The sequence below is a fragment of the Anabaena sp. UHCC 0451 genome (assembly GCF_034931405.1).
Lineage (GTDB): Bacteria > Cyanobacteriota > Cyanobacteriia > Cyanobacteriales > Nostocaceae > RDYJ01.
Genome location: NZ_JAYGHA010000062.1, coordinates 1 through 9750, shown reverse-complemented (window position 1 = coordinate 9750; position 9750 = coordinate 1). Strand labels below are relative to the sequence as shown.

11 protein-coding genes and 1 tRNA gene are annotated in these 9750 nt (G+C 40.8%); 6 read left to right on the top strand and 6 right to left on the bottom strand.

Going from position 1 to position 9750, the window contains the following annotated elements; all coding sequences use genetic code 11:
• Nucleotides 1-98 precede the first annotated feature (98 nt).
• The 4 genes from cobM to VB694_RS25365 all read right to left on the bottom strand — a co-directional run bounded on the left by cobM (nucleotide 99) and on the right by VB694_RS25365 (nucleotide 2779).
• Nucleotides 99-908, bottom strand: a complete 810-nt coding sequence (gene cobM / locus VB694_RS24950) for a precorrin-4 C(11)-methyltransferase (RefSeq protein WP_323363016.1) — start codon at nucleotides 906-908, stop codon at nucleotides 99-101.
• A gap of 264 nt (nucleotides 909-1172) precedes the next feature.
• On the bottom strand, nucleotides 1173-2039 hold the full coding sequence (lgt, locus tag VB694_RS24945) for a prolipoprotein diacylglyceryl transferase (protein ID WP_323363015.1): 867 nt from the start codon (nucleotides 2037-2039) through the stop codon (nucleotides 1173-1175).
• Nucleotides 2040-2249: 210 nt separating this feature from the next.
• Complete coding sequence (locus tag VB694_RS24940; protein ID WP_323363014.1) at nucleotides 2250-2579, bottom strand: hypothetical protein; 330 nt, start codon at nucleotides 2577-2579, stop codon at nucleotides 2250-2252.
• Complete coding sequence (locus VB694_RS25365; RefSeq protein WP_416233503.1) at nucleotides 2570-2779, bottom strand: hypothetical protein; 210 nt, start codon at nucleotides 2777-2779, stop codon at nucleotides 2570-2572. The genes VB694_RS24940 and VB694_RS25365 overlap by 10 nt, the downstream gene beginning before the upstream one ends.
• 109 nt (nucleotides 2780-2888) lie before the next feature.
• On the opposite strand from VB694_RS25365, the gene VB694_RS24935 reads away from it, so the two are divergent.
• The 4 genes from VB694_RS24935 to VB694_RS24920 all read left to right on the top strand — a co-directional run bounded on the left by VB694_RS24935 (nucleotide 2889) and on the right by VB694_RS24920 (nucleotide 6179).
• Nucleotides 2889-3098 carry a hypothetical protein gene (locus tag VB694_RS24935; RefSeq protein WP_213798880.1) on the top strand — a complete coding sequence of 70 codons (210 nt, stop codon included), beginning with the start codon at nucleotides 2889-2891 and terminating at the stop codon, nucleotides 3096-3098.
• A 195-nt stretch (nucleotides 3099-3293) separates the two neighbouring features.
• A complete protein-coding gene (gene coaD / locus VB694_RS24930) occupies nucleotides 3294-3845 on the top strand; it encodes a pantetheine-phosphate adenylyltransferase (protein ID WP_323363013.1) in 552 nt (183 codons plus the stop codon).
• Nucleotides 3755-4423, top strand: a complete 669-nt coding sequence (locus tag VB694_RS24925; RefSeq protein ID WP_323363012.1) for a DivIVA domain-containing protein — start codon at nucleotides 3755-3757, stop codon at nucleotides 4421-4423. Before coaD ends, VB694_RS24925 begins: the two co-directional genes overlap by 91 nt.
• Nucleotides 4424-4544: 121 nt before the next feature.
• Nucleotides 4545-6179, top strand: coding sequence for a DUF1565 domain-containing protein (locus tag VB694_RS24920; RefSeq protein WP_323363011.1), 1635 nt, complete (start codon nucleotides 4545-4547; stop codon nucleotides 6177-6179).
• A gap of 51 nt (nucleotides 6180-6230) precedes the next feature.
• Here the strand turns inward: VB694_RS24920 and VB694_RS24915 are convergent, their stop codons facing one another.
• Complete coding sequence (locus VB694_RS24915) at nucleotides 6231-6470, bottom strand: DUF3493 domain-containing protein (RefSeq protein WP_323363010.1); 240 nt, start codon at nucleotides 6468-6470, stop codon at nucleotides 6231-6233.
• 37 nt (nucleotides 6471-6507) lie between these two features.
• On the opposite strand from VB694_RS24915, the gene VB694_RS24910 reads away from it, so the two are divergent.
• Nucleotides 6508-6579: transfer RNA gene (locus VB694_RS24910), tRNA-Thr, on the top strand.
• Nucleotides 6580-7170: 591 nt separating this feature from the next.
• Here the strand turns inward: VB694_RS24910 and cas12k are convergent.
• Complete coding sequence (gene cas12k, locus VB694_RS24905; RefSeq protein WP_323363009.1) at nucleotides 7171-9078, bottom strand: type V CRISPR-associated protein Cas12k; 1908 nt, start codon at nucleotides 9076-9078, stop codon at nucleotides 7171-7173.
• Between the two features lie 68 nt (nucleotides 9079-9146).
• On the opposite strand from cas12k, the gene VB694_RS24900 reads away from it, so the two are divergent.
• Nucleotides 9147-9575, top strand: coding sequence for a MerR family transcriptional regulator (locus tag VB694_RS24900; protein ID WP_323363008.1), 429 nt, complete (start codon nucleotides 9147-9149; stop codon nucleotides 9573-9575).
• The last annotated feature ends 175 nt before the right edge of the window (nucleotides 9576-9750 follow it).

Here is a 9750-nt window from a genome sequence, read left to right as displayed (position 1 = left end):
CCCATATTATCCCTATATACATCAAAAGATACTGGATATTTAATAGACATCTAGTGAAAAAGAATGTAGAAACGTTCCATGGAACATCTCTACAAATTTTAGTGATGAGATGAACGAAACAAATGATTATGTTCAGGATGATATAAGCGAGAACGGCCTGATACTGGTAATAGAGCCGGACTAATTATATAAAGTGTAGTTCGCAGTAATTGTTCTTGGTGTGTACAATTTGCCATTTCTTCAAGAGCAACAACCCGAATTTTTTCATCAGGCCAACCGATGCGAAAGCAAATTGCTACTTGGGTTTGTGCTGGGTAATGTTCTAAGAGTTTAGATTGGGCATCATCAACATGACGCGCACTTAAATACAAACAAAGACTAGCCTGATGTGCTGCTAAAGTGGTTAATTCTTCTCTAGTTGGAACATCTGTCCGTCCACTGATGCGCGTGAGGATGATAGTTTGCACTAAACCAGGGACAGTTAACTCTACTTTGAGTTTAGCGGCAGCAGCTTGAAAGGCGCTGATACCGGGTATAACTTCAAAAGGAATGTTAGCCTCAGCTAAAAGCTGCATTTGCTCATGGATAGCACTATATAAGCTAGGATCACCAGAATGAAGACGCACCACAGATTTTTGCGATCGCACCCTTTCAATCATAGTTGGCAAAATCTCTTCTAAAGTCTGATTTGCCGTTTTAATTATCTCCGCATCTGGCCGACAGATATCTAAAATCTGTTCTGGAATTAAAGAATCAGCAAATAAAATCACATCAGCACTTGCCAGGAGTTTTTGAGCTTTAACCGTTAATAAATCAGGATCTCCTGGTCCTGCTCCCACAATGTAAACAGCTGATTCTAAGGTATCTCTCAAACTTATATTACCCAAATTCATAGTATAATCACGCATATAGACTCACACAACAATTCCGAAAAAAATTTTTGGCATTTCGGGACTACCTTTCCGGATTAACTCCCTTCTCCTAGTAGAGAGAAATGGTAGATGCACCCTGGTTAAGCCCTAGATAATATTCTGGGGCATTTTTTATTTTTGGTAATTGGTAAACCTTTTTTACCCAATCCCCAGTCCCCAGTCCCCAGTCCCCAATCCCCAATCCCCAATCCCCAATCCCCAATCCCCAATCCCCAATCCCCAATCCCCAGTCCCCAATCCCTAGCTCCCATCACCTTTAGACGGGGAAACGACATCAGGTAAAGGGCGTTTGAGTAAATAAAGCCAAGCTAAACCGACTAATCCCAAGGTAATTCCTGTTAAACTAACTATCTGTGCAATCCTCAGTGGACCGAGCATCAGGCTATCTGTGCGTAAACCTTCAATCCAAAATCGTCCCAAGCTGTAAGCCACCCAGTAAACTAGAAATAACGTCCCCACCTTCAGACGTGGTTTGCCAGATAAAGCGCGAAAGAATAAAGTTAACAGCAGAGCAAAAACCATTAAATCCCACAGAGATTCATAAAGAAAAGTGGGATGGAAATATTCAAAATTAACCAAGCTGGGAGGACGACGCTCTGGGGGAATATAAAGCTTCCAGGGTAAGTTTGTCGGTCCACCAAAAGCTTCAGAATTGAAGAAATTACCCCAACGTCCGATTGCTTGCCCTAAAATCAGCGAAGGAGCTACTAAATCTGTTAATTGCCAAAAAGATATCTTTTTGAGTTTGGCAAAGATTAAAGCCGCTGCTACACCGCCCATAATCGCTCCATGAATGGCAATACCTCCTTGCCAAATAGCAATGATTCTCTCTGGATATTGGGAGTATTCTGACCATTGAAATAAAACATAATATACACGCGCTGCGGGAATAGCCCCAATAACCAGCCAAATTGATAAATCACTGATTAACTCAGGATTAACGTGACGACGCTTTGCCAGGTGTTGAGAAAGGCTTGCACCAATCAAGACGGCAGAAGCAATTAACAAGCCATACCAGCGAATAACTATTGGGCCTAATTTTAGTAAAATAGGACCTGGAGAAGTAAATTGAAACCCCAAGGGTAAAGCGGAAAAATCTAGTCCCATACAAAATTATCTAACAGATTGGATTTACTACTGCTACCTTCCCGACCCTAAATATCTTGACACTCTCAGGGCTGAAGCCACTGAGATTCTTAAGATTTTGCAATCCTAATATCCTGTTTGCACAGGTTCCCAAACTCAACACGTTTGCACAAAAGTGCGTGCTGATACTGGCAGTTGCTTTACTTGGGGAGACCCAAATACCGCACTGGCTCATCTTTTGGGCCTAATTTTCAAGGTGCGGCTAACTTTTTTATTAGTTGAGAATTTAGGATTATCAATTTGATATCTGTCGGAGAGATGGACAAGTTTAGTTATTCCTAAGTCACAACCAAGAATAGAATTAACTTCGTTTAGTGGCTTGGTAACATAGTCGGGTATAGCTTTATCTTCGATCCTAATCGCCACATACCAACCATCTTGACGTTTTCTTAATGTGGCAGCTTTGAGAGTAAATCCTAATGGTATTGACCGAGAATTGAAAAAACGCATCCATCCCAACTTAGGAAGATAGATTTTATTTCCTTGAACTTTTATACCCATTTGGTAAGTGAAAGAGGTAAAATTGCTACGGTTTTTAAACTTAGGAAAACCTCTCCCTTCAAAAAAATTTTTGTAAGCAATGTCAAGACGTTTAACGTTTTGCTGGAGAACAGTAGAGTCAATCTCGCCAAACCAAGGTCTATTCTGTCAGCCAAACTCCAATTGTAAGTAGACCGGAGCATATCTAGCCAGTTATCCATTTTATTGGACTGGCTAAGATTGGGGCGGATTTTATATACATAATTTGTTAGCAATTTACAATCACCACCTTGCTCTGCTAGAATTAACTTAGTATATACGTATATTCTAATGAAGTCAACAGGTAAAGGAATTAAAAGAACAAAAAATCAGCCAGTCTTTTATGAAGAACTGAAGAAGCGCCGAAATATAATGGTGACTAATACTGCTTGGGAAAATTTAATCAAGGCTTCTAATTCACTGGAGATCAGCGTCAGTGAGTTAATTGAAAGAGTGGGTAGAAATATGTATGGCAATATCAAGAAAGATGACTGTGACTAAGGTCACAGGATCCGCTTATATCTCAGGGCTAAAGCCGCTGAGTTTTACGCTTACCGGCTGTTCCTATAAGCTGGATAGAAATCAATCACCAATCCCCAGTCACCAATCCCCAGTCACCAATCCCCAATCCCCAATGCCCAGTCACCTATCCCACTTCTGTCGCTATAATTACCTCAAGCCGTTTGATATATATAAATGATTGCTATTTATCCGGGGAGCTTTGACCCTATCACCTTGGGACACCTTGATATCATTCAGCGCGGTAGTCGGCTGTTTGACGGGGTAATAGTGGCTGTATTGCGAAATCCTAACAAAATGCCACTTTTTACAGTGCAACAACGGATAGAACAAATTCGTCTAACGACCAAACATTTATCCAATGTGGAAGTAGACAGTTTTGATGGGCTAACGGTTAACTATGCCCAAATGCGACAAGCACAAGTTTTGTTACGTGGTTTAAGAGCAGTTTCCGACTTTGAAATCGAGCTACAAATGGCTCACACTAATAAAACACTTTCTACTCAGATCGAGACAGTTTTTCTGGCCACCTCGAACGAGTATAGTTTTTTAAGTAGTAGTGTGGTAAAAGAGATTGCAAAGTTTGGTGGCTCTGTCGATCATCTTGTTCCCCCACACATTGCCCTGGATATATACCAATGCTACAACCAAAACTCTCTAGTCCTGAACCCAATCACAACGGAAAAAATGTCCCACCTCAAGAAAATCCAAACGGACAAGGAGGTGTAGATATTCTGCAAGAACTCAACCGTCTGGAGGATATAGTTTGTGCTGGTCTCAATATTCCGTGGACGGGACGCACGCTGATAGATGAAGACAAGCTACTAGACCAGCTTGATTTTGTTCGTGTTTCTTTACCATCAGTGTTTCAGTCAGCAGCGGAACTTCTCCAACAAAAGGAGGAAATCATGCTGGAGGCTGAGGAATATGGGCAACAGGTTGTAGAATCAGCACAAGCTAAAAGAGCGCAAATCTTGGCTGATAGCGATATTATCAGACAGGCAGAACGGGAAGCTGAACAACTGCGTCGCCAAGTGCAGCAAGAATGTGACGCGATGATGCAAGATACTATGACGGAAATTGAGCGCAAACGACGTGCTTGTATGCAAGAATTGGAGGAAATGCGCCAAACTGCGATCGCCCAAGCTCAAGAAATTGAAGATGGTGCTGATCAATATGCTGATAATGTTTTGGAAAATATCGAGCAGGATCTTCAGGAAATGTTGCGAATTATTACTAATGGCCGCCTACAACTGCGAGGCGATATCCCAAAACAGCGTCATTCATCTAATCCCAAAAAAAGATAATTACTAAGTCAGCGGTCAGCAGTCAGATAACTTGTAATTTACTAATTGTAATTTTACTGGGTTTTACAGTTAGACACTGTTAACTTAGACTGTGTTGAACGTCATCAAGAACATCATAAACATGAAATCTAGGGGTTTTAACATCTCTCTTTTATCTTTAAGCAGCAGTCTGACAGCTTTGTTAGTTGTTGCTAGTAGTTCCATGCTGCTAACCAATCAGGTTAATGCCGGTTCTACACCTACCTTAATTGCCCAAATTCCTGCCAGTGCCACAGTGATTTATGTTAATCCTGTAACTGGTCAAGATCGTAGTGGTGCTGGTATGACCGCAGAAACTCCCTACAAAACCATTACTTTTGCTCTTTCGCGATCGCAATCAAATACAGTTATTAGACTTGCTCCTGGGAGCTATACTAAGGATACTGGTGAAACCTTTCCTTTAATGCTTAAACCAGGAGTAATACTTCTGGGTAATGAATCTCTCAAAGGTCAAGGAACAGTAATTATAGGTGGTGGTTTTTACACCAGTCGTACTTTTGCTAGACAGGATGTAACAATTTTAGCAGAAAACAACTCCACTATTGCAGGTGTAAGTGTTACTAATCCCAATCAACGCGGTACTGCTGTGTGGGTAGAGTCAACAAATCCCACTATCAAAAACAATACTTTTACCAACAGTGTGAGAGAAGGGGTTTTTGTTACAGGTACAGGAAATCCCAAAATCGAAAGTAACATCTTCTTCCAAAATAAAGGCAATGGGGTTTCAATAACTAAATCTGCTCAAGGGGAAATTAGAAATAATTCCTTTGAAGATACTGGTTTTGGTTTGGCTATTGGTGGTACCTCCACACCCTTAGTACAAGGAAACCAAATTACCCAAAACCAAGATGGTCTGTTTATTTCGGAATCAGCCCAACCTATTCTGCGTCAGAATATCATTCAGAATAATAAGCGAGATGGCATTGTCGCCACTATCAACGCTCTCCCTAACTTGGGTACTAATGAGAATCCTGGTGGTAATCTCATTCGCAATAATACTCGTTACGACTTGAATAATTCCACGAGAACTAACCGCATTGTTGCTGTTGGTAATGATATTGATCAAAAGCGGATTTTAGGTGCTGTCGATTTTGTAGCCGCAACTGTTAACCCTCCCGCTGGTGGTGGTGTAGGTGCATTTCAAGATGTATCCACAGGTTATTGGGCAAAAGCCTACATTGAAGCCTTATCTGCCCAAAATATTATTGCAGGTTTTCCTGATGGGACTTTCAGACCGAATGAGCCTGTAACTCGCGCCCAATTTGCAACTATTATCAACAAAGCATTAACACCCCCAGCTAAACGTACAGCCATTCAGTTTAAGGATGTACAAACCAATTTTTGGGCTTATGGAGCTATTCAATCAGCTTACCAAAGTGAATTTGTAGCTGGGTATCCTGATGGGACTTTTAAACCACAGCAGGAAATTCCTAGAGTTCAGGCTTTAGTTGCTTTAGCCAATGGTTTAAAGTTCACTGCTAATAATAACAACATTGTCAGCATTTACACTGATGCTGCTCAAATCCCTAATTATGCCCTTGGACCGGTTGCTGCCGCCACTGTGAGACAATTAGTGGTTAATTATCCAATGGTGCAACAACTTGATCCTAATCGTCAGGCTACTAGAGCAGAAATTGCCGCTTTTGTGTATCAGGCACTTGTAGCTATTGGTAGGGCGCAACCTATTCCTTCTGCTTATTTGGTGACAGCGCAGTAACTTCCAAAAAATTCATACCCACATCCCCGATTTTTTGAAGAAGTCGGGGATCTATTTTGAGCGTTGTTGTTCCCATCTGTACAGAAATACCATGAGGGCAACTATTCCTACTTGCAGTGCAAAATTAGGTAAGGTGCTGTCAATGTTCCTCCCAGCAAGTAGTTGAAAGAAAAATACAAATGCACCAATAAAACCAGAAGCACCTACGCCAAGATAAATAAATTGCCTTAAACCCCGATAGGGTGCGGCTATTTCTGCTTTTAAGCGATTTTTGAGATTTGGGTCTACCATTTTTGTAAATATATGCTATACTTTTATATCGTAGTATGCCGATGTGGCTCAGTGGTAGAGCAACTGATTCGTAATCAGTAGGTCGTGAGTTCAAATCTCATCATCGGCTTTAAGTAATTTTAACAGGTGTTAATGTACAGCCCCACTCCGGGAGGGGTGTTGAAACCATCGAGTCAGAGCCAGATTAGTTAATGGATATGACTTTCAACCCGCCCCACTCCGGGAGGGGTGTTGAAACTCCGCCCGACCAAACCCTTATCTGAAGACACTTCCAAAAGCAATTTTGGCAGATGTCCTAAATTTGCTCTTAATTTCCATCTCAAAGGAGGATTATCAAAGCATCTCAACATCTCGAATACAGACTAGACAAGGTATCTGGACTTTTGGCAGAACCCCAGGGAAATTGACCTCGCTTTGGTTCGCCAAAAATAAATAATTAAGGTGGATTCCTCCTTGCTCGGAGGTGATTCGGTAGCCACCACTGCGGTAAACCCGCACCTCTATTACTGGGGGCGCACCTTATTCCTGTTCACTGGGAACAGCAGCATCAAGGTGGGCAGCTACCAGGGTCAGAAAGCACGACTGTCTCACAACAGTCAACCTAACCCGCATTTATCACAGGACAGAGGTTTATTAAAAACATGAACTGCGGCGCTATTGTTATTTCCTATTCTATTATCAAGGTTCGGTATTTTGTCAATCAGGCTTTTCGGGATTGATAGGCGTTTATCGCTAATTCTTTGGCTTTCTCCTGTGGACTCGCTCGAATTGGTTGTTTTCCCTCCTCTATAGCGATTCCTGCTTTATTTGCCTGACTTTGAATATTAGCAATTAATCTACCGTAGCTCCATTGATGAACAGTGGTTCGATATTGTTTGGCATACTTTTGTTGAACTTCTATTATATCTGATTTTTGTTCTGCTTTAGATTGAATTTCACTCTGAATTTGCTCTCGCATATCTCCCAATTTTGGGATAACAATACTGCCAGCTTTATATGTTTGGGCAACTGCAATAATTTCCTTTGCTAGTAATTTATCTATATACTCTCCTAACTCTGAATCGCCAAATTGATTTGGTGCTGACATCCTTTGAGCGATATGGCGTTCGTGGGATAATAGGTGTTTTTTTTGTCGTTGTCTATTGAGTAATTTATAATTTTTACCAAGTAGTTGTTTAATGTTGCGATATGTCAAAACTTTTCCAGTTGTACCATCTACAACTGCAATTGTGGCAGGGTCTTCTAAACCCAAACTCACACCAACTAGAATATGAGATTGTCCTTTATATAAAGGTTGACTTGGACGAGGAAAGGGGTTATTAATTCTGGCTAGAGAGGAATTTTTGCGTTTGAGATGTGCCTGTTGTTTATCATTTAGATCACCTTTAGCTTTGGTCTGGGTAATGGTTTTGGCAATTTCTTCGGCTTTTTCTTCTTTGACTAAATTTGTTCCTTCTTCTGTCCACAGACGAGTATCTACAGAACAATAAAGGGTTAAATGGTGAATATTCCAGGGTTCTCCTTTACCTTGTTCTTCTTGCCAAGAGATACGACCACTCCGCAGGGTAAATAAGGCACTAGAATGTTGATTTTTACTATTTTTCTTAATTTGTTGATCTTCTAGGAAACGTTGAAACCAGTGAAGTTGGCGAGAATCACAATAAATTTGAAATGTATGCTCACTTAAACCATTAAATTTTACACAGATACGTCCAAACTGATTTTTCAACCAAGTCATATCTTCGTTGGTTTCATAAGCGACTGGAAACGGCACTTGACTGGATTTTCTTAATAGAATATTTTGCCAGAATTTTGCCTGTGTTTCATTTTCAGGAACGGTCTGAGTGGCATTAAAAAGAGTTTCTAATCTTATGGTATCGGTTAAATCTCGTCCTTTGGGAATTCGAGCGGCTAATTTTTCTGTGAGACGTTGAATTTGGATTTCTACTTTGCGGCGACGTTGAGCGAATTTATCGGGATTTTCTGCTTTATTGCTAATTTTACAGCCATTTTTGAGTAAATAACTAATGGCACAACAAGTTAAATTATCTTCTGTATTACTGTAAGTGTCGAATAGGTTTTTTGATAAATTTCGTTCGCTATCTGAACTTGGAGATTTTTTCCCTTTTTTAGTCTTTTTACCTTTTGCTGGTTGAGTTTCAGCAGGATTTTGGGGAGCAAATTGAGCCAAGATTGCGGCAGATTTAGTCTGAAGTATATCCAAGGAGACTCCACTGGCTTCTACTAATTCAGCATCACTATTGAGCATTTCTAACCAGCGCAGTTTGCCGTCTAGTTGGGACTGAAACCGCTTCATTAGGGCAAACCAGGATTTATAAATATAGTTCACTGATGCTGTGGCACTGGTGTAAAACCTTGCAGGTTGCCCCATAAAGCGCGGATCAGTTTTCAAGGGTTCACACAGTTCTTTGACTATACCTGTGGGGTGTTTACCTTTTTGTCGCCATGTTTCAAATTCTGGGTGTTTACCAATTTGACTCAGTAGTTCGTTAATCAGTGGCGTGTTTTTCTCTGCCATCAATTGCCATAGCTGTTGACGGGTAGTTTCACTGGCTACTAAACGACACTGAATAGTGATTTGGCTCATACTTAATAAACATATTTGTCTGATACTAACATATTTGTATTGTAGCAGCTTTCTGTAAAATGTTTTTTATGCAAGAAAAATTTTTCACAAGTAAGGAAGCGGCTCAAATTACAGGTTGTACTCTCCGCCAGATCCAGTATTGGCGAGAGAAGGGAATTGTTGTGCCTGTGATTGGTGATACGGGAACGGGACGCAGTATTTATTACTCCAGGTCTAATCTGGTGGAACTGGCTGCTTTGGTATATTGGCTGTCTACGGGGATAAGTTTTGATATTGCCTGTGAAACTCTGAAACAACTGAAGGAACAAGAACCGGAGTTGTTTGTTTCGGGTCAGGGGAGGCGGTTTATGTTGTTGTTATCACAGGATGATTCACTTTCTTTGGTAGAATTTGACAGGAAAAGAGCGATCGCATCTCTGGATGAAGGTAAGGCTGTGATTCCGGTGTGGTTAGATGTTATTTATCAAAATTTAGCTCTGAAGCTAGGAAAAAACTAAGACTATTAATATAAAGCAGATACACTGTACTTTAAACTGTTACAACTATCAGGATGCGATCGCCTACTGTACTGGCAATATGAACTACACGACACACAACGCTATTGTTAATTTTATTTGGGGTATTGCCGACGATGTATTGAGAGATGTCTATGTACGCGGTAAGTACCGAGAG

Excerpts from the sequence above, each read along its gene's own strand:
- lgt (WP_323363015.1), bottom strand. The coding sequence starts at position 2,039 with ATGGGACTAGATTTTTCCGCTTTACCCTTGGGGTTTCAATTTACTTCT.
- VB694_RS24940 (WP_323363014.1), bottom strand. The coding sequence starts at position 2,579 with ATGGGTATAAAAGTTCAAGGAAATAAAATCTATCTTCCTAAGTTGGGA.
- cas12k (WP_323363009.1), bottom strand. The coding sequence starts at position 9,078 with ATGAGCCAAATCACTATTCAGTGTCGTTTAGTAGCCAGTGAAACTACC.
- VB694_RS24900 (WP_323363008.1), top strand. The coding sequence starts at position 9,147 with ATGCAAGAAAAATTTTTCACAAGTAAGGAAGCGGCTCAAATTACAGGT.
- VB694_RS24915 (WP_323363010.1), bottom strand. The coding sequence starts at position 6,470 with ATGGTAGACCCAAATCTCAAAAATCGCTTAAAAGCAGAAATAGCCGCA.
- VB694_RS25365 (WP_416233503.1), bottom strand. The coding sequence starts at position 2,779 with ATGGATAACTGGCTAGATATGCTCCGGTCTACTTACAATTGGAGTTTG.
- VB694_RS24920 (WP_323363011.1), top strand. The coding sequence starts at position 4,545 with ATGAAATCTAGGGGTTTTAACATCTCTCTTTTATCTTTAAGCAGCAGT.
- VB694_RS24925 (WP_323363012.1), top strand. The coding sequence starts at position 3,755 with ATGCTACAACCAAAACTCTCTAGTCCTGAACCCAATCACAACGGAAAA.
- VB694_RS24935 (WP_213798880.1), top strand. The coding sequence starts at position 2,889 with ATGAAGTCAACAGGTAAAGGAATTAAAAGAACAAAAAATCAGCCAGTC.
- coaD (WP_323363013.1), top strand. The coding sequence starts at position 3,294 with ATGATTGCTATTTATCCGGGGAGCTTTGACCCTATCACCTTGGGACAC.
- cobM (WP_323363016.1), bottom strand. The coding sequence starts at position 908 with ATGCGTGATTATACTATGAATTTGGGTAATATAAGTTTGAGAGATACC.